The organism is Kocuria sp. BT304, from assembly GCF_003290245.1.
In the GTDB taxonomy this organism is placed as follows: Bacteria; Actinomycetota; Actinomycetes; order Actinomycetales; family Micrococcaceae; genus Kocuria; species Kocuria rhizophila_A.
In genome coordinates this window covers 753,388-768,767 of the sequence record NZ_CP030039.1, presented here as the reverse complement: position 1 = coordinate 768,767, position 15,380 = coordinate 753,388, and the positions used below count along the sequence as shown (strand labels likewise).

General features: G+C 73.4%; 13 protein-coding genes and 3 tRNA genes. 4 read left to right on the top strand and 12 right to left on the bottom strand.

Annotated features, from left to right (window positions below; all coding sequences use genetic code 11):
• Positions 1-21: 21 nt before the first annotated feature.
• The 8 genes from DNL27_RS03470 to DNL27_RS03435 form a co-directional block, all read right to left on the bottom strand.
• Entirely contained in the window at positions 22-429 is a 408-nt protein-coding gene (locus DNL27_RS03470) for a PGPGW domain-containing protein (RefSeq protein WP_012397637.1), read from the bottom strand.
• 52 nt (positions 430-481) lie between these two features.
• Positions 482-1,747 (bottom strand): UDP-N-acetylmuramate dehydrogenase, encoded by a 1,266-nt coding sequence (locus DNL27_RS03465; RefSeq protein ID WP_012397636.1) that lies wholly within the window; start codon positions 1,745-1,747, stop codon positions 482-484.
• A gap of 11 nt (positions 1,748-1,758) precedes the next feature.
• On the bottom strand, positions 1,759-2,241 hold the full coding sequence (locus tag DNL27_RS03460) for a MaoC family dehydratase (protein ID WP_012397635.1): 483 nt from the start codon (positions 2,239-2,241) through the stop codon (positions 1,759-1,761).
• Entirely contained in the window at positions 2,238-2,687 is a 450-nt protein-coding gene (locus tag DNL27_RS03455; protein WP_012397634.1) for a MaoC family dehydratase N-terminal domain-containing protein, read from the bottom strand. The genes DNL27_RS03460 and DNL27_RS03455 overlap by 4 nt, the downstream gene beginning before the upstream one ends.
• 177 nt (positions 2,688-2,864) lie before the next feature.
• Positions 2,865-2,938, bottom strand: a tRNA-Met gene (locus tag DNL27_RS03450).
• 53 nt (positions 2,939-2,991) lie between these two features.
• A tRNA-Thr gene (locus tag DNL27_RS03445) sits at positions 2,992-3,063 on the bottom strand.
• A gap of 395 nt (positions 3,064-3,458) precedes the next feature.
• Positions 3,459-5,618: a DEAD/DEAH box helicase gene (locus DNL27_RS03440; RefSeq protein WP_112234718.1), complete on the bottom strand. Its 2,160-nt coding sequence runs from the start codon at positions 5,616-5,618 to the stop codon at positions 3,459-3,461.
• A gap of 135 nt (positions 5,619-5,753) precedes the next feature.
• Complete coding sequence (locus DNL27_RS03435) at positions 5,754-7,559, bottom strand: DUF2079 domain-containing protein (RefSeq protein ID WP_239494436.1); 1,806 nt, start codon at positions 7,557-7,559, stop codon at positions 5,754-5,756.
• A 172-nt stretch (positions 7,560-7,731) separates the two neighbouring features.
• Between DNL27_RS03435 and DNL27_RS03430 the strand changes: the two genes are divergently transcribed.
• Both DNL27_RS03430 and DNL27_RS03425 read left to right on the top strand, forming a co-directional pair.
• Entirely contained in the window at positions 7,732-8,727 is a 996-nt protein-coding gene (locus DNL27_RS03430; RefSeq protein ID WP_055083261.1) for a DNA-3-methyladenine glycosylase, read from the top strand.
• 95 nt (positions 8,728-8,822) lie between these two features.
• Positions 8,823-9,536 carry a VIT family protein gene (locus tag DNL27_RS03425; protein ID WP_041297296.1) on the top strand — a complete coding sequence of 238 codons (714 nt, stop codon included), beginning with the start codon at positions 8,823-8,825 and terminating at the stop codon, positions 9,534-9,536.
• A gap of 241 nt (positions 9,537-9,777) precedes the next feature.
• Here DNL27_RS03425 and DNL27_RS03420 read toward each other — a convergent pair whose 3' ends face one another.
• Together DNL27_RS03420 and DNL27_RS03415 are read right to left on the bottom strand one after the other, a co-directional pair.
• On the bottom strand, positions 9,778-10,179 hold the full coding sequence (locus DNL27_RS03420; RefSeq protein WP_012397629.1) for a co-chaperone YbbN: 402 nt from the start codon (positions 10,177-10,179) through the stop codon (positions 9,778-9,780).
• Positions 10,180-10,401: 222 nt separating this feature from the next.
• Positions 10,402-10,483: transfer RNA gene (locus DNL27_RS03415), tRNA-Tyr, on the bottom strand.
• 275 nt (positions 10,484-10,758) lie between these two features.
• Here DNL27_RS03415 and DNL27_RS03410 point away from each other — a divergent pair.
• A complete protein-coding gene (locus tag DNL27_RS03410) occupies positions 10,759-11,640 on the top strand; it encodes a patatin-like phospholipase family protein (RefSeq protein WP_239494435.1) in 882 nt (293 codons plus the stop codon).
• A 49-nt stretch (positions 11,641-11,689) separates the two neighbouring features.
• Entirely contained in the window at positions 11,690-12,181 is a 492-nt protein-coding gene (locus tag DNL27_RS03405) for a YajQ family cyclic di-GMP-binding protein (protein ID WP_112234715.1), read from the top strand.
• A 212-nt stretch (positions 12,182-12,393) separates the two neighbouring features.
• Here DNL27_RS03405 and htpX read toward each other — a convergent pair whose 3' ends face one another.
• A complete protein-coding gene (htpX, locus tag DNL27_RS03400; protein ID WP_058955128.1) occupies positions 12,394-13,299 on the bottom strand; it encodes a zinc metalloprotease HtpX in 906 nt (301 codons plus the stop codon).
• A gap of 51 nt (positions 13,300-13,350) precedes the next feature.
• Positions 13,351-15,090: a sigma-70 family RNA polymerase sigma factor gene (locus DNL27_RS03395; RefSeq protein WP_112234714.1), complete on the bottom strand. Its 1,740-nt coding sequence runs from the start codon at positions 15,088-15,090 to the stop codon at positions 13,351-13,353.
• Between the last annotated feature and the right edge of the window lie 290 nt (positions 15,091-15,380).

The window sequence follows — 15,380 nt, the reverse complement described above, 5'->3', positions numbered from 1 at the left end:
CGCGTGCAGCGGTCGCCGTGGTCACTGACGTGTCGAAGGGTCCGTGGCACGCATGTGCCGCGGTCCCTGCACCCACGCATGGGGTTTGTCCCGGGCCCGGCGGTAGCGCCACCCGGCCAGGAGGTTCGACCACCAGCGCCACACCCGCAGCGCCGCGCGCTTGATGCGCAGGTTGAGCCGGTGCGCCCACTCGAACTCGGTACTCCACACCCCCAGGCCCAGGAAGATGAACAGCCAGCCCGGCCCCGGGGTGACCAGCATGATGATCCCCGCGAGCCCCAGCACACCGCCCAGCACGATCACGATGAGCTTGTGCAGTACCCGCAGCGCGGGATGGCGCTCGGACCACGCGCGCAGCCGCAGGACGGCCTGGTGCACCTTGCCTCCGCGTTCGCCGCGCTCGATCTCCTCGTGGAACTCGGAGCTCACGACAGCACCACCGGGGCCACGGCGCGCGGGGTGAGCGTGCGGGGCACGCCCGTCACAGGGACAGCCCGAGCAGCACCGGTTCCGGCTCCAGGCGCACGCCGAAGACCTGCTCCACCCCGTGCTGCACGGTGCGGGCCACGGCCGCGACGTCCTCCCCCGAGGCCTCGCCCCGGTTGGTCATGGCCAGGGTGTGCTTGCCGGACAGGGACGCCCGTCCCCCGGCGACGTCCTCCCCGACCAGGTCCAGCAGCTCGTTGCGCGTGCCGGGCAGCCCGAAGCCCTTGCCGAAGCCGGCGTGGTCGATGAGCCACGCCGCGGAGAACTTCACGGCGCCCTCCACCGTGCCCCCGCGGGCGTCCAGCACCGGGTACCGGGGGGCGTCCGCGGGGATCCGGTCCGTGAGCTCGTGCTCGGGCACCACGGGGTTCGTGAAGAAGGAGCCCGTGCTGAAGGTGTCCCGGTCCGCGGGGTCCAGCACCATGCCCTTGCCCGCCCGCAGTCGCAGGACGGTCTCCCGCACCGTGGCCAGCGGGGCGCGCTCCCCCACCTCCACGCCCAGGGCCGTGGCCAGCTGCGCGTAGCGGACGGGAGTAGAGTCCTCCCGGCGCTCCAGGCGGAACGTCACGGAGAGCACCACGTAGCGCGGGGAGCCGTGGTCCATGCTGCGCTTGAGCAGGGAGTCCCGGTAGGAGAACTGCAGGTCCTCGAAGGAGAACGTCCGTCGCCGCTGCTCCTGCCGGTCCCACACGCGCACGGCGACGATGTTCTGGGAGACCTCCGAGCCGTAGGCGCCCACGTTCTGCACCGGGGTGGCGCCGGTGGTGCCCGGGATCCCGGAGAGGGTTTCCAGCCCGGCGAGCCCGAGCTCCACGGTCTCTCGGACGAGGTCGTCCCACGGGTGCCCGGCGGCCGCCTCCACGAGCACGGAGCGCTCGTCCCAGGCGTCACCCCCGGTCGCGGTCGCGGTGCCGCCGTCGGCCGGGTGCAGATGCCGGTCACTGCCGTGGTGGGCCCCGCCGTCGGGAGATCCGGCGGCCGGCCCGCGGGCGGCGTCGTCGCCTGCGCCCGTGTGGTCCGCCGCGCGGGAAGGATCCGAGACCGTGAACCCGCGCGTGCCCACGAGCACCACCGTGCCCTCGAACGGCTCGTCCGAGGCGAGGATGTTGGACCCCCCGCCCACCACGAGCACCCGCTCCCCCGCGCGATCGGCACGGGAGACCGCCGCCACGAGGTCCTCCTCCGCGCCGGCCTCGACGTAGCGGGAGACGGGGCCGCCCACGGCCGTGGTCGTGAGCTGGGAGAGGCGCGGTGCAGTCATGGTGGTCAATCCTAGTGTGGGAACCTCACGACGGCCTGGGCCTTGACGAGCACCTTGAGCGGTGCGGCGGAAGCCGGGTCCGCGTCCGGCGCGGAGAGGTCCGGTGCGGTCACGGCGAGGTCCACGCGCGCGGTGCGGGCCTCGGCGTCGAGTGCCCCGACCACCCCGCTCACCGTGAGCGTGGTGCTCGGCTCCACCGCCGTGCCGTACGCGTTGGGCACCACCACGGGCTTGGTGAACCGCGTCTGGTAGTCCACCACGGCACCCGGATCACCGGCCCACTCGGTCACGAGCCCCACGGCTGCGCCCATGGTGAACATGCCGTGGGCGATCACGTTCGGCAGGCCCACGGAGCGGGCGAACGCCTCGTTCCAGTGGATGGGGTTCATGTCCCCGGACGCGCCCGCGTAGGCCACGAGGTCCGCGCGGGACACCTCGATGCGCCGTTCGCCGATCTGCTGGCCCTTCTCGAGGGTCTCGAACTCCACGGTCACTGGTCCTCTCCTCGCACGAGCAGCGACGACACGGTGGTCGCCACCTTCTCCCCCTCCACCGTGGTGACCTCCACGCGGGACGTCACCATGGCGCCCGAACCGAGCGGGCGCACGGCGTCCACCGTGACGGCGGCCGTCAGCTCGTCCCCGGCCACGATGGGCCGGTGATGCGTGAAGCGCTGGTCCGCGTGGACCACGCGGGAGAAGTCGATCCCGGCCTCCGGGTCGTTCACCAGGGCGGCGTCGGCCCGCTGGGAGACCACGATGGCGAACGTGGGCGGAGCCACGAGGTCCGCGTACCCGGCGGCCTGCGCCGCGGCGACGTCGTGATGCACGGGATCCGAGGCCTTCACGGCCGTGGCGAACTCGCGGATCTTCTCGCGCCCCACCTGGTACGCAGGGATGGACGGGTAGGTGGTGCCCACCACGTCAGCGGATACGGCCATGGTCTCCTCGATTCGACGGACGGCTTTGCGCCCCAGCCTATCGGCCCCCGCTCGCACCGGGCCCGACGACGCCGCTCGGCCCCGGGACGCTGCCCTCGCGCTCGTCGGGTCCGGGGCCGGCGGCGGAGCCGGGCACGGAAAAGGCGCCGCTCCCCGAGGGGAACGGCGCCTGAACAGTAGCGGTGGACGGGCTCGATCCGTCGACCTCACGATTATGAGTCGTGCGCTCTAACCAGCTGAGCTACACCGCCACATCATGGATGAAACCTGCGGTTCACAGGGTTCCGCAGGTTGTCATCATGAGAGCCCCGACCGGGAATCGATCCCGGGACCTCCATCTTACCAAGATGGCGCTCTACCACTGAGCTATCGGGGCAACGCGGAATACTCTAACAGCATCCCAGCGCGATGCACAAAACGGCTCCGACCCCTGAAGCACGCGCCGCGCGCCCGCCCACGGCGCCGGCGAATCGGCCCGCACAGGGGGGGCGCTGGTCGTCGCAGGGGTTTGGCGGCGCAGGCAGCGGCCGGCGCGGAGGGTCGCCGGTGCGGATGCTGCGAGGTGGAGTAAATACAGCACAGGGCTCCGATTTCTGCACTGACGGAGCAAATGCACACCCCCGGGTGGGTGCTCGACTGACCGCCCAGCTCCGGGGGTCGGGTGGCCGCCCCACCACCCGGTCCCCCGAACGATGAGCGGCCCCTCACTCCACCGGGGATCCTGCGAGGATGCACCGGGGCGTGAGGGGCTGCGCGTCAGTGGTGGTCGGATCAGCGGCCCGAGTAGCCGCCGTTGTTCCGGCCGTAGCTCTTCTTGCGGGGACGGTCCTGGTAGGAGGACCCGCCGCCGCGGGGGCGCCCGCCACCACGGTCGTCACGGTAGCCACCGCGGTCCTCGCGGTACCCGCCACGGTCACCGCGATCGTCCCGGTAGCCGCCGCGGTCGTCCCGATAGCCGCCACGGTCACCGCGGTACCCGCCGCGGTCCCCACGGTCGTTGCGGGGGCCGCGGTCACGGTCCCCGCCGCGGAAGCGGTTGCCGCCGCCACTGCGGGCACCACCGGGTCCGCGGTCCTCCTGGATGCGGATGGGGGCGCCGTTGATCTGGGTGTTGGAGAGCTTGTCGAGGGTGCCCGCGGGCAGGTTCTCGGGCAGGCCCACCAGGGTGAACGTGGGGCGGATGTCGATCGCGCCGATCTGCGAGCCGTTGAGCCCGCCCTCGTGCGTGAGCGCACCCACCACGGCACCGGGCACCACGCGGTCCCGGTGGCCCACGGCCAGCTTGTAGGTCTTCATGCCGGCCTCGTCGCCCGGGGAGCGGCGGTTGCGGGGTCCGTCCCCGTCGCGGCGCTCACGGTCCCGCTTGCGCTGGGGCATCTCGGGGAGGTCCTCCACGAGGAACGGGCGGCCGTTCTGCGCGATCACGGCCAGGGCCGCGGCGATCTCGACGGCGTCCACGTCGTGCTCGGACTCGTAGCGCTCCACCAGCTCGCGGAACAGCCCGAGGTCCTCGGACTCGATGGTCTCCTCGATCTGCTGCGCGAAGTTGTCCTTGCGGGTCTGGTTGACCTCGTCCGTGGTGGGCACGCGCATCTGCTCCACGGGCTGACGGGTGGCCTTCTCGATGGCGCGCAGCAGGTACTTCTCGCGCGGCGTCATGAACAGGATGGCCTCGCCCTTGCGCCCGGCACGGCCGGTGCGCCCGATGCGGTGGACGTAGGACTCGGTGTCGTGGGGGATGTCGTAGTTGACCACCAGGGAGATCCGCTCCACATCCAGCCCGCGCGCGGCCACGTCCGTGGCCACGAGGATGTCGATCTTTCCCTCGCGCAGGGAGTCCACGGTGCGCTCACGCAGGTTCTGCGGGATGTCGCCGTTGATCGCGGCGGCGGTGTAGCCGCGGGCCTTGAGCTTGTCCGCGATCTCCTCGGTGGCGGCCTTGGTGCGCACGAAGACGATCACGCCGTCGTAGTCCTCGACCTCGAGCACGCGGGTCATGGCGTCCAGCTTGTGGGGGCCCATGACCTGCATGTAGCGCTGGCGGGTGTTGGTGCCCGTGGTGGTCTTGGCCTTGACCGTGATCTCCTGGGGATCCCGCAGGTACTGCTGCGCGATCCGCCGGATGGCCTTGGGCATGGTCGCGGAGAACAGGGCCACCTGCTTCTCCACGGGGGTCTGGGCGAGGATCTTCTCCACGTCCTCCGAGAAGCCCATGCGCAGCATCTCGTCGGCCTCGTCCAGCACCACGTACGCGATGTCGTCGAGCTTGAGCGAGCCCTTGGAGAGGTGGTCGATCACACGGCCGGGCGTGCCCACGACCACCTGCGCGCCGCGCTTGAGCCCGGCCAGCTGCGGACCGTATGAGGAGCCGCCGTACACGGGCAGCACGGTGAAGTCCTCCAGGTGCATGGCGTAGGAGCCGAACGCCTCGGCCACCTGCAGCGCGAGCTCACGGGTGGGGGCCAGCACGAGCACGCGGGTGCTGCGCTGCGGGCCGTGCAGGTCCGAGAGCTCCGCGAGCTTGGACAGCGCGGGCACCGCGAACGCGGCGGTCTTGCCGGTGCCGGTCTGGGCCAGGCCCACGACGTCCCGGCCGCTGAGCAGCGCGGGGATGGTGGCGGCCTGGATGGGCGAGGGGTACTCGTAGCCCACCTCGTCCAGGGCGGCCAGCACGCGGCCGTCCACGCCGAGCTCGGCGAACGTGGGCGTGGTGGGCTCGGAGGAGGCCGCGGGCTTCTCGGCGGACGCCTGCGCGGGCCCGGCGGTGGACGACGCCGCGTCGGCGGCGGGGGCCTCGGCGGGAACCTGCCCGGCGGCGTCGTTGGGGGCCTGCTCGGCGGCGCCGGCGTCGACGACCGTCGTCTCGCCCGGCTCGCTCGCGGGAGCCACGGTGTGGGCGGTCTCGTTCTCGGGGATGTTGTCAGTGGGCACGGAAGAACCTCGCTTCGGTGGAATGGAGTGACTGGCACCGGTGCGAGCGGAACGTCCGCTGAAGTCCAGGACCGACATGCCGGGAACGGCGAAACGGTGGTGTAGGACGGAAGACCGGGATGATGAACCCCCAGTCTAGCGCACCGGCTCCCCGGAACCGGCTCCGGAGCGGGCCACCACGATGTTCGCCTCGTCACTCACCACGGTGTACTCCGTGCCGTAGACGTCGCGCGCGTACCCGGGGACGTCCTCGGGTGCCGTGCCGCCCCACGTGGCCCCCGCGCGGTCCACCACCACGTACTCGGGGGCGGGGTCCTCGCCGTTGCCGATCCAGTGGACGTCCGCGCGGCCCACGAGCGCGTTCATGAGGGAGAGGTCGGTGCCCACGCTCGCTCCCGGCGGGACCTCCGCCACCGCGGCCGCCTTGGCGTCCCGCCGCGGGTCGGGCTGCCACGCCTCGGGCGCGACCAGCCCGGCGAGGGGCAGCTGGCTCCCCACCGCGAGCGCGACGGTCAGCGCGGCCCACGGCGCCACCGCGCCCATCCCGCCCAGCACGGCGGCTTCCGCACCGCCTCGGGTGGCGCGGGCCCGGGCGGCGTCCGCGCGCAGCCGCACGACCGCGTCCACGAGCGCCACGAACACCACGGGCATCAGCACGGCACTGTAGTGCCAGCCCGGGCCCCAGTACCCCTCGTTCGGGGAGAGCATCCGCCACAGCAGCGTGGGCAGCGCCACGAGCGCGATCGGCGAGCGCACCGCCACCACGGCCCCCGCCAGCAGGAGCAGCAGCCACGTGCCCAGCTTCTGCACGGGCACCACCTGCAGGATCACCGCGCTGGCGGGGTCCCGCAGCAGCCCGGCGACGTCCAGCTTGTCCGCGTACGCGAACTCCCCCGCGGGGTTCAGCGCGGGCAGCACCACCCCCACCGCGAGGGCCGTGACCCCCGCTCCCCAGACCACGAGCGCCGCGCCCCACGCGAGTGCCGGGCGCCGCGGGCCGGGCACCGGGGCCTCCCCCGCACCCCGCTCGGACGACGACGCCGCACGGCCGGCTCCGCGCGTGGACTCGCGAGCCGATGCCGCGGGAACCGGGGCGGCGGCGGGCGCACGGTCGACACCGAGCGCGGGCGCCCCCGATCGGCGGTGCGCCTCGGCCGCGGATCCTCGGGGTTCCTCCCCCGACCCGCCGGAGCGCACGGGCGCGGGCGCAGAGACGGCGGCCCAGCGGCGTCGTCCCGCGGACAGTCCGCGGCGCAGGGCGGGGTGCAGCGCGTGGGCGACCATGAGCGCGCCGACCACGGCCACGGTCAGCCCGAGGTCCTCCTTGACGAGGGCCACCGGTGCGCTCCACATGGCTGCGGCCCGCCAGCGGTGCTCCCGCAGGGCGGCGAGACCCGCCGCGAGCAGGGGCACCGCGAGCGCAACCTCGTGGAACTGCACGGTCACGGCGTTCTGCAGCCCGAAGCTCAGGGCGTAGGCCACCCCGATCGCGGCGGCGGGAGCGGCGGGCAGCACGCGCACGGCGCAGCGGGTCACCGCGACCGCCGAGATCCCCAGCAGCACGTCCTGCACGAGCATCACCGTGAGCGCGGAGGGGAACAGCGCGTAGACCGGCGCCAGGACGATCAGCAGGGGGTGGAAGTGGTCCCCCAGGAGGTTGAAGCCGTGGCCCTTGATGTCCACCACGGGCCCCGCGCCGGCGGCGTAGGAGGACAGCAGCTGCGTGAAGATCGCGTTGTCCCACGAGGGGACGTCCCAGCGGATCCACTGGCTCCACGAGAGCGCGCCGTACAGGGCGGTGGCGAGCGAGCCCACCAGGAGGGGCAGCAGCCAGTGCCCCCGGGCGCGGGCCCCTGCGCCGGGGCGGGGAGAACGACGCCGCCGCGGCACGGCCCACGGGTCGCGTCCCCACGGGTCCGCGCAACGTGAGTGAGGGTGCAACGGTCCTCCGTCCGCAGTGTCGTGGGCCCGTCGTCGGGAGGGCCCGGGGAGCCTCACCGGTTCTGCGTGCTCCGTGGGCCCTGTGTGCTCAGTGGGCCCTGCGTGCCCATGGAACGCACACTACCGGCGCGGGTGGCGCGTGGGTGTCGGAGGGCGGTGGCATCATCGCGGCATGACCACGGAGGTGACCACGCGCGGCACGGCCCCGGGCGGTGCCCCCGCCCGGCTCCGGTGGAGCCCACCCGGTCCTCTGCACCTGGGCCAGACCCTGCGGGTGCTCGGCCGCGGCGCCGAGGACCCCACCGCGCGGGTGCTCGGCGAGGACTGCGCGTGGATCACCACCCGGTGCCGCGGCCTGCCCGTGAGCGCCCGCTTCACCCGCCCCGCGCGGCAGCCCGGTGAGAACCCGCTCGACCGGGACGTGGTGGTGGACGCGTGGGGCCCGGGTGCCCGGGACTGGCTGCCGCAGGCACCCCGGTGGGTCGGGTCCGAGGACGCCTGGGACGAGTTCGAGTCCTCGGACGCGTTCTCCGCCCTGCCCCCCACGCTCGTGCGTGCGCGCCACGAGCACCCCGGGCTGCGCCTGCCCGCCACAGGCACGGTGCTGGAACGGGCCGTGGTGGCGGTCCTCGAGCAGCGGGTCACGGCCATCGAAGCCGTCCGCGCCCACCGCACGCTGCTGCGCTGGATCGCCGAGGACGCCCCTGGGCCCGCCCCGCACGGCATGAAGGTTCCGCCGACCCCGCAGCAGTGGCGGGCCGTCCCCTCCTGGCAGTGGCACCGTGCGGGGGTGGACCCGGCGCGCTCCGCCACGCTCATGCGCACCATGCACCGCGCCTCCGCCCTGGAACGGCTCTCCCACGAGCGGGACCCCGCCCGGGTGCGCGCGGCCCTGCAGTCGATCAGCGGCATCGGGGTGTGGACGGCCGCCGAGATCACCCAGTGCAGCCACGGGGATCCGGACGGGGTCAGCGTGAAGGACTACCACCTGGCGGACTACGTGTGCTGGTTCTTCGACGGCGCCCCCGGCTCCGACGAGCGCATGCTCGAGCTGCTGGAGCCGTGGCGCGGGCACCGCCAGCGGGTCGTGCGGCTCATCAAGGCCAGCGGGCACCGCAAGCCCTCGTTCGGCCCCCGGCTCAGCCCTCAGGACCACCGCCACCACTGACCTCCTCCCCGCTGCGCGGTCCCCCGCGCGGGCACGGGATGAGGTTTGCCTGCCCTGCCTGGCGCCACCCCGGGATCCAGCGCACACTTGCTGGCATGTCACTTCATTCCATGGCAGAACCCCATGCCGAGAAGTCCGGGGACCGACTCAACAAGCTCCGCGCCGCCGTGCTCGGCGCCAACGACGGCATCGTGTCCGTGGCCGCCACCGTGGTGGGCGTGGCCGGTGCCACCGCTGCCACCGGACCCATCCTGATCGCGGGCTCGGCGGCCGTGATCGGCGGCGCCCTGTCCATGGCGCTGGGCGAGTACGTCTCCGTGTCCAGCCAGAAGGACTCCGAGGAAGCCCTCATCGAGAAGGAGAAGCGGGAGCTCGAGGAGATGCCCGAGGCCGAGCTGGAGGAGCTCGCCGAGCTCTACCGGGAGCGGGGCCTGAGCGAGGCCACGGCCAAGCAGGTGGCCATCGAGCTCTCGGAGAAGGACGTCCTGCGGGCGCACCTGGATGCGGAACTGGGCATCGACCCGGACGACATCGTGAACCCGTGGTCCGCCGCGATCTCCTCCGCGCTGGCGTTCTTCCTGGGCTCGCTGCTGCCGATGCTCGCGATCCTGCTCCCGCCGCCGGAGCTGCGGATCCCCATCACGTTCGTGGCCGTGCTCGTGGCGCTGGGCCTCACGGGCACCCTGGGTGCCCGCCTGGGCAAGACCCCGCACGTGGCGCGCGCGGCCGTGCGCGTGGTCGTGGGCGGCGCCATCGCGCTCGGGGCCACGTTCCTCATCGGCTCCCTGCTGGGGGTCTCCGCCGCGTAGCGGACGACGCCGCCCGGTTCCCCGGGTGCCGCAGGCGCGGTCCCGACCGGGCGGGCGGCTCGCCGGCCCCGACGAGGGTCCGCGCCCCGCAGGGCATGCATCCCGCACGGCGCACACCCCGTATCGCACGCACACCGTATGGCACGAGGGCGGTTCCCCTGGTGGGGGGAACCGCCCTCGTGCTCGTTCCGGTCCGCGGACCGCACCGCCGGTCGGCCGGTGGTGCGAGGCCGCGGAAGCCTCAGCTCTGCGGGGCCTCCGGCTCCGCGGCGGACTCGGCCTCGGCGGCCTGCTTCTCCACCTCGGCACGCACCTCGTTCATGTCGAGGTTCTTGACGGCGGTGATCACCTCGTCCAGCGAGGACGCGGGGAGCGCACCCGGCTGGGAGAAGACGAGGATGCCCTCGCGGAACGCCATCAGCGTGGGGATCGAGGAGATCTGGGCGGCGGCGGCCAGGCCCTGCTCGGACTCGGTGTCCACCTTGCCGAACACGATCTCGGGGTTCTTCTCGGACGCGGCCTCGTAGGTGGGGGCGAACTGCTTGCACGGTCCGCACCACTCCGCCCACCAGTCCAGCAGGACGATGTCGTTGTCGGAAATGGTCTGGCCCAGGGTGTCCTGGGTGATGTCAACGGTAGCCATGCGCTCCACACTAGAAGCCCGCCCCGGGTGGTCTCCAGACCGTTCACTGGTGGCACAAGGAACGCTCGCCGGGCGTGTTGGACGGACAGCGTTCCTGCGGCGTGGGGCCCCACCGTCCTGACGCTCGTGGGAGCACAAACGCGGGGGGCCGACACGCGAAAGGGGCCTCCCGGACCGTGCGGTCCGGAAAGCCCCTGGTGATGTCGTGGACATCGAGTGCGGTGGCAGGTGAGGGATTCGAACCCCCGTAGGCAATGCCAGCTGATTTACAGTCAGCCCCCTTTGGCCGCTCGGGTAACCTGCCGAGACGCCCAGCGCACGGGTGAACCGTGCGCGGCGAAGCACCTCAACAGTACACAACGAGCCGCGACGCCCCCAAATCCCCGCCCGGCCGGTCCACCCGCCACCCGGCCCCTGAGCCCGGTCGAGTAGCACAGGGGTGCTCCGACCACCACCGGCCGACCCCGTTGACCCGGCCTGATCAGCAGGCTGATCATGGGGGCGGACAGCACTTGGAAGGAGCGGCTCCCGGACCGTCCACGGCCCCGGATGCGCGCTCCGCACACGGAAGGCGGACCCATGCCCCACGCCTCAGCACCCACCCGGGCCATCGTCCTGGGCGGCGGCGGAACCGCCGGGATCGCATGGGAGAGCGGTCTGCTCGGGGGCCTGCTGGAAGCGGGTGCGGACCTGGAGGCCGCGGACCTCGTGGTCGGGACCTCCGCGGGATCCGCGGTGGCCGTGCGGCTGCGCGCCGGCGCTCTGCACCTGGCCGCCCTGCGCTCCGAGATGACCCGGGAGGACGCCGCACCGCAGCCCCCGGCCGAGGACACCGCCCCGGCCTTCGACGCCGAGCAGTTCATGCAGATGATGGGGGAATCGGCCCGCGGTGCCACGAGCCCCGAGGCGGGCCGGGCCGCGATCGGTGCGCGGGCGGCGTCGTGCCCGGTGGCGCTGAGTGAGCAGACGTGGGTCGCGCGGATGGCCGGGATGCTCCCCGCCGAGTGGCCCGCGGGCCGGCTCGCGATCACCGCGGTGGACGCGGGCAGCGGCGAGTTCGTGGTGTTCGACGCGGACAGCGGCGTCCCCCTGGACCGGGCGGTCGCGGCGAGCTGCACCGTGCCCATGGTGTTCCCGCTCGTGCACGTGGGGGGCCGCGACTGCATGGACGGCGGCATCCGCTCGGCCACCAACGCGGACCTGGCCGCGGGCTTCGACCGGGTGCTCGTGGTCTCGTGCAACCCCGAGCCGCCCACCAGCCCGTTCGGCCCCACGCTGGACCAGTCCCTGCGGATGATCGAGGAGGCCGGCTCGGCCCTGCACGTCACCGCGGACGACGCCGCCCGGGCGGCCTTCGGCACGAATCCCCTGGACCCCGCGAGTCGGCTACCCTCGTTCGAAGCCGGTCTCGCGCAGGCGCGACAGCTCGCGGACCGGGTCGCAGAGTTCTGGAACGCGTGAGCGCAGCACCCCGCGTTCCGCCGATCGCATCGCAGCCGAGGAGCGTGGCATGGCATCAGAATCATCGTTCGACGTGGTCAGCAAGGTGGACAAGCAGGAAGTGGCGAACGCCCTGAACCAGGCGCAGAAGGAAGTGGCCCAGCGCTACGACTTCCGCGGCGTGGGCGCGGACATCGACTTCTCCGGGGAGAAGATCCTCATCAAGGCCAACTCGCAGGAGCGCGCCGAGGCCGTGCTGGACGTGTTCCAGTCCAAGCTGGTCAAGCGCGGGATCTCCCTGAAGTCCCTGGACTCCGGCGAGCCCTACGCCTCCGGCAAGGAGTACCGGATCGAGTCCTCCATCAAGGAGGGCATCGCCCAGGACCAGGCCAAGAAGATCACCAAGCTCATCCGGGACGAGGGCCCCAGGGGCGTGAAGGCCACCATCCAGGGTGACGAGCTGCGCGTCTCGTCCAAGTCCCGTGACGACCTGCAGGAGATCATCTCCCTGCTCAAGGGCTCGGACCTGGAGGTCGACCTGCAGTTCGTGAACTACCGCTGAGCGCGCACCGCACCGCGGACGCGAAGGGGCCGGAACGGATCATCCGTTCCGGCCCCTTCGCACTGTCCCCCGCGGTGGGGGCGCCCGGCCGAGGTGGGATGCACGGTGCGCGGCGGCGTCGTCGGCACGGCGGCCCCCGCGCCCGTTCCGGCGGGGCGGCCGCGTGGCCGTTGTGGCGCGGGCCACCGCGCGGCGGGCGGCAGCGCCCGGCGTCAGCGACCTGCCGGATTGCCTCCCCCGGCGCGGGCCATGTTCTCCAGCCGTGCGATCCGGTCCGCCGTGGCCGGGTGCGTGCGGAAGAGCCCGGTGACGGCGCCGCCGCGGAACGGGTTGGCGATCATCAGGTGGGACGTGTTGACCACCTTCTGGTCCTCGGGGTCCATGGGGAACTGCGAGGCCCCGCCCTCGATCTTGCGCAGCGCTGAGGCCAGGGCCAGGGGGTCCCCGGTGAGCTTGGAGCCGTCCTCGTCCGCGTCGTACTCGCGGGTCCGGGAGATCGCCAGCTGGATCACGGTGGCGGCCAGCGGTGCCAGCAGGGCGAGCAGCAGACCCACCAGGGGGTTGCCGCCGCGGTTGTCGTTGTCCCGTCCGCCGCCGAAGATCGCGGCGAACTGCAGCATCTGGGCCGCGGAGGTGATGATCCCCGCCACGGCCGCCGCCACCGACGAGGTCAGGATGTCCCGGTTGTACACGTGCATGAGCTCGTGGCCCAGCACGCCGCGCAGCTCGCGCTCGTCGAGCAGCTGCAGGATGCCCTCGGTGCAGCACACCGCGGCGTGCTCGGGGTTGCGCCCCGTGGCGAAGGCGTTGGGGCTCATGGTGGGGGCGATGAACAGGCGGGGCATGGGCTGCCCGGCGGCCTGGGACAGCTCGTGCACGATCCGGTACATGGCCGGAGCCTGCTGCGGGGTCACGGGAACGGCGCGCATGGACCGGATGGCCAGCTTGTCCGAGTTCCAGTAGCTGTAGGCCGTGCCGAGCAGGCCCACCACCGCGAAGATCATGATGAAGGCCGAGTTGCGGGTGGCTCCGGCGATGGCCCAGCCGATCGCGAGCAGCACCACCCACATCCCGCCCAGGAGCAGGACGGTCTTGAGGCCGTTGTAGTGCCGGTGCATCAGGTATTTCTCCTCAGGGGTGTGGAGGGGGGGTGCGCACGGTCGGGCGGCCTACGGGATGCAGACCTCGATGCCCCCGGGTATGGGGACCCAGTGGCACGAGCCGTCGGAAGGGGTGGGTGTGGGTGCGGGGGTGGCGCCGCCGCCGCCCGGGCTCGGCGTGGGCTCGGGGACGGTGGGCACGGGGCTGGGGGTGGGCTCGACCGGGTCGGGGCTCACCGGATCGGGGCTCGCCGGTTCTGGATCCACGGGATCGGGCGGCACGGGGTCGCCATCCACGCGCGGGAGGGTGGGGTACGGCACGGACACCGGCAGGTCGGGCACGGGGCCCACGATGGCCGGGTCGACGTCCGGGAGGAACGGGGCGGGCAGGGCGGTGGACTCGGACCGCTCCACCGCGGCGTCCTGCGCGGCCTCGGCACCCGGCGCACCCTGGGCCTGGTCCGCGTCCGGCACGGCGGCGCCGTTCCCGCCGGGCGCGGCCCCCTGTGCGGGCGCACCGCTCGCGGGGTCCTGCCTGCCAGGCTCCCCCGCGGCTCGGCTGCCCGCTCCGCCCGGCTCGGCCGAGCCCGCGGCCGTGGGCGGGGCCTCCTCGGAACCGCTGTTCAGGGCCACGAGTCCCGCGGTGGAGGCACCGACCACGAGCACCGCGCCCACGGCGAGCGCGAGCCCCGTGCTGGACCCCAGCACCGCTCCGAGTCCGCCCGCGGCGGAGCCCGCCGCAGAGGATCCCGCGGCCGACGCCGCGGCGCCCGTCCCCGCGGCACCGCCCGTTCCAGCCGTTCCAGCGGCCGCCCCGGCGGCGTCGGCCGCTCCGGCAGCGCCACCCGTCCCGGCGAGACCGCGCACCCCGGCGGCGTCGACAACCCCGGCCGTGCCGCCAGCCCCGGTGGTGCCGGCCCCGGCACCTCCCGCGGCGGCGAGCGCGGGGGAACCACCGAGCAGCGGCAGCCCTCCGAGGGACTCCGCGAGCCGGCCGCCGACCCCGCCCCACAGGGGCAGCCCGGCGAGCACGGGCAGCATCCAGCCGCGCAGCCCGAGCCCGAGGTCCTGGAGCTGGAGGTACTCGGCGGTGCAGCGGCGGCAGCCGTCAAGGTGGTCCTGGACCACGGCGGTACGGGAGGGGGTGAGCGCGCCCCGGGCGAAGGCGCCCAGCTGGGAGGAGAACTGGTAGCAGTCCTCCAGCGCCTGCGCGGAGACGTGCTCCTGCATGTAGGCGGTGCGCAGCCCCTCGCGGGCGCGCTTGCCGAGGGCGGACACGGCGTTGGGCTGGACGCCCACCACGGAGGCCACCTGCCGCGGGCGGCGCCCCTCGACCTCGAGGTACCACAGGATCTCCTGCCAGCGCTCCGGCAGGCTCGCGAAGGCTTGCGCCACCACGGCGGAGTCCACCTGCTTGACCACGAGGTCGTCGAAGAGCTCCACGCGGTCCAGCGGACCGTTGGGCTGGGGCGCCTCGGGGCGGGTGCGGGTGAGGTCGTTCGCGCGGTCCGCGGCCAGGCGGGAGACGGCGGTGACCAGGTAGGCGCGCAGGAACTGCCGGGGCCCGCGGCCCTCGCGCAGCAGCCCCAGCACGCGGGTGAAGGCCTCGGACACGAGGTCCTGGGCGTCGGCGTCGTTGCGGGAGTGCATGCGGGCCACGGCCAACACGGCCCCGCGGTGGCGTTCGTAGAGCTCGGCGAACGCGGAGGAGTCACCCTCGCGCACGGCGGTGAGCAGCTGCTCGTCGCTCGCGGGGTGCTCGGTGTGGACCCCCGGATCACGGGGCCCGGAACCTGCACTGTCTGGCATGACACTCTCTTGACGCGTGTGGTCTGGACGTGACTCCCCATTGTCTCAGCCCCCGCGGAGAACCGACAGACCGCGAGCCAGCATTGCGCTGGGCGGGGCCCGCAGGCCTCGCGCTGCCGGTGGCGGCACCCGGTGTGGCGGTCGGGGACGGAACCAGCCCCCACCGGTCCCGTCCCCGTCTCCTAGTACCGCTCTCCCCCGTCTCCCGCAGGGCAGCCCGCCCGGCCGGGAGCCGCTCTTGCCCTCCATGTGCCGCGTGATGCGTCCCCTTACTGACCGCGGCACCGGAT